Origin of the sequence: Bartonella sp. CL63NXGY (assembly GCF_042194905.1) — a bacterium.
Lineage (GTDB): Bacteria > Pseudomonadota > Alphaproteobacteria > Rhizobiales > Rhizobiaceae > Bartonella.
Window position 1 is genome coordinate 1 of record NZ_JBHINK010000087.1, and the last position, 270, is coordinate 270.

Sequence of the window (270 nt, forward strand, 5' to 3'; positions counted from 1 at the left end):
TGAAAAGTCTGGTAAGGCCAGTTGCCAAGAATGAGGAAGTGGATAGGGGGTATGGTAAAAGTCTTCGTAAAATTCAATTGCCCGTTTGGCAATGTCTAAGGCAAAATCGAGTTCCTTAGCTTGATGGGCCTTGGTAGCAAACACACCGACTTCAACGCCAGATTTAGTGACGGTTTTCTTTGCTTGGAGATCACCAAACGCAAAGGCCACCAGATAAGTGGACATCCGCACTGTTTCTTGGAAGTAGTGGATACCGTCGGCTTCGTGATC

General features: G+C 46.7%; 1 pseudogene. It reads right to left on the bottom strand.

Annotated features, from left to right (window positions below):
- Nucleotides 1-270: pseudogene (locus ACFIK0_RS09375) on the bottom strand (hypothetical protein); the annotation flags it as partial.